Origin of the sequence: Bradyrhizobium sp. ISRA442, assembly GCF_038085055.1 — a bacterium.
Classification (GTDB): domain Bacteria; phylum Pseudomonadota; class Alphaproteobacteria; order Rhizobiales; family Xanthobacteraceae; genus Bradyrhizobium.
On sequence record NZ_JALGCN010000074.1, the window covers coordinates 1 to 417 of the forward strand.

General features: G+C 71.9%; 1 pseudogene. It reads left to right on the forward strand.

Annotation, left to right across the window (positions count from 1 at the left end):
- Positions 1-417, forward strand: a pseudogene (locus MTR72_RS40255) (hybrid sensor histidine kinase/response regulator); the annotation flags it as partial.

Here is a 417-nt window from a genome sequence, read left to right on the forward strand (position 1 = left end):
TTGATGGGCAAGTTCCGCGACGGCATGCCGGTGACGGGCCAAGCGGTGACGGTGATCCTGTCCTCGATCGACCGCATCAAGGAGATTTTGGCCGGGCTCGAGGCCACCGAGGCCGAGCCCGAGGGCAATGACCGCGACCTGATCGAGAAGCTGGAGGCGATGGTCGCGCAGGGCATGGCGGCGATGGCGGCGGGGAGTGCGCCCGTCACTGAGGCGCCGCCGCTGGCGCCGGACGCCCCGGCCGCCGCCGCGCCGGCGATGACCACCGGCGCGCTGGTCGCGCAGACGCTGGAGCGTCCGCTGCGCCCGGGCGAGGTGTCGCTGGACGAGCTCGAGCGCGCCTTCCGCGAGACCGCGATCGAAGTGCCGATGCCGGTCGCCAAGGCCGACGTCAAGGCCGACGTTAAGGCCGACGTT